Source organism: Bifidobacterium saguinibicoloris (assembly GCF_019331725.1).
In the GTDB taxonomy this organism is placed as follows: domain Bacteria; phylum Actinomycetota; class Actinomycetes; order Actinomycetales; family Bifidobacteriaceae; genus Bifidobacterium; species Bifidobacterium saguinibicoloris.
The window spans coordinates 1-1,660 of the sequence record NZ_JAHBBF010000032.1 but is presented as its reverse complement, the minus strand read 5'-3'; the positions used below and the strand labels follow the sequence as shown (position 1 = coordinate 1,660).

The following is a 1,660-nucleotide window of genomic DNA, read 5'->3' as shown; positions in this document are numbered from 1 at the left end:
TCGTTGTCTGTATGGTCGTTCAGCACGTTATCGCAGGTGTTCAGGCGACGAGCCCGAGCTCGACGCGTTTGTCCATGATGCTCATGCCGTATTCGGTCTTGATGCGCTTGTCCCTGTACCAGACCATGTACTCGTCCAGCATCGCGGCGAACTCGTCGATGGAGACGCCTTGGAAGCCGCGCTTGTGGAGGAACTCCTGCTTGAGCCGTCCGAAGAACCCCTCAGCGGCCGCGTTGTCCGGGCTGCACTCCTTCGCGGTCATCGACCTGGCCTGCCCGTGGTCCGTGCAGATGCGGATCCATTCGGGCCACCGGTAGCGGCAGCCCCGGTCCGAGTGGATGACCGGCGTCTCGCCCGGTCTGAGCGTGGCGCACGCGGTCTCGAGCATCCCGTTGGCCAGGGCGGCGTTCGGGCTCGCGCCGATCGTCCATGCGACCGGCATGCCGTCGAAGCAGTCGATGACCGGCGACAGGTACACCTTGCCCGCGGGGATCGAGAACTCGGTGATGTCCGTGGCCCACAGCCGGTTCGGCGCGGTGGCGTGGAAGTCCCGGTCCACGAGATTGGCCGGCGCGCCGCCGATCTCGCCCTTGTACGAGCTGTAGCGCTTCGCGCTCTTGAACACGGGCACGAGCCCGTGAGCCGTCATCAGGCGCATGACCCGCTTGGCCGACACGACGACGCCCGCGCTCCTGAGCTCGAGGTGGATGCGCTTGTACCCGTAGCGTCGCCTGCTGTTCTCGAACGCCTCGCGTATCAGGGCGAGCGGCCCCTTGTCCTTGTCGGGACGGTTCATGGCCTTGAGCTGGTAGTAGTACGTGCTGCGCGCGATGCCGACCTCCGCCAGCAGGCTCTCCGCGTCGGCGTGCAGCGCCTCACTGACCTTTTTGACCAGAAGGGCCTTTTCTCGGTTGGTCAGGTTGTCCGGGTCTGCGCCCGGCTCTTTTCCCACCAGTTCCGCCGAACCCCTCATGATCGCCAATCGGATCTCCATGGCCCGCTGTTCGGCGCGCAGACGCTCGAGGTCGGCGCGCAACGCGGCGATCTCGCCGCGCAGCGCGTCCGGATCGTCCTGCGGCGAGGAATCCCCGCGCCCCCCCCCGGTTCCCTCTTCGCCACCATGAGTCCTTTCGAGCCGCCGAGCAGTTGACGCTTCCAGTTTCGCACGACCGAAGAATCCACACCCACCGCCCGTGCGGCCTCGCGCGAGCTCGATTCGCCGGACGCGACCCTGAGCACCGCCTCACGCTTGAGCGTTTCTGGGACCGGTCCGCGCCTGATACGGCGTTCGCCCCGCGCGAGCCCGTCGATCCACGCGGCCAGCACCTCCTTGCTCGGATACCCCATCCGGCGCATCGTACGGCTCGCCCGCCGACCATGCGTCAGGTAATGGTCCACGGCCGCGCGCTTCCGCTCCTGCGTATAACGCGCATACCGTTCGCCCCGCCGCGAGGGCACACCCGTCTCCCGCTCCTCGAGCCAGTCCCGATGCCACATGCGCAACGCCACCCGGCTGGGATACCCCAGCTCCCGGATCACATCCGCCGCGCAGCACTCGTACTGCACGTACAACTCGACCGCACGCCGCCGCTGCTCCCTCGTATACCTCGCCACGATGGGCTCCTCCCGGATCACAGTCCAAGAAAACGGCACCACCTCG

2 protein-coding genes are annotated in these 1,660 nt (G+C 67.0%); both read right to left on the bottom strand.

Annotated features, from left to right (window positions below):
* Positions 1-40: 40 nt before the first annotated feature.
* The gene (locus KIH78_RS10710; protein WP_236034598.1) at positions 41-994 is read right to left on the bottom strand and encodes an IS3 family transposase; all 954 of its coding nucleotides are present in this window, start codon (positions 992-994) and stop codon (positions 41-43) included.
* The coding region (locus KIH78_RS10705; protein ID WP_236034597.1) for a helix-turn-helix domain-containing protein at positions 970-1,660 on the bottom strand (691 nt) is incomplete at its 5' end. The genes KIH78_RS10710 and KIH78_RS10705, both read right to left, overlap by 25 nt.